At 34.7% G+C, this 268-nt stretch carries 1 protein-coding gene; it reads right to left on the bottom strand.

Translation table 11 applies throughout. From position 1 onward, the window contains the following. On the bottom strand, positions 1 to 212 hold a 212-nt coding region (locus ACX6CF_RS26285; protein ID WP_458788344.1), incomplete at its 3' end, for a hypothetical protein. Positions 213 to 268: the final 56 nt, after the last annotated feature.

Here is a 268-nt window from a genome sequence, read left to right as displayed (position 1 = left end):
TCTTTTTCATTAGTCGATTGAATCAACAATATTAATAAATTTGAAAATGGCGGATAATTCATGACTTGTCTATACTTAATCTCAGCTTCATAGAATCCTATATAATCTTGTTCCTTGGATTTCGTTATGCTATAGTGTTCTGGAGTATAGGACTGAATTATGGCTGTTCCCTTTAGACTGCTTCTACCAGCTCTACCTGTAACCTGTGTCAATAATTGAAACGTTCTCTCTGAAGCTCTGAAATCACTCTATATGAGTGATTTCAGAG

Source organism: Vallitalea sediminicola (assembly GCF_054408565.1).
This window is presented reverse-complemented; position numbering and strand designations above follow the sequence as displayed.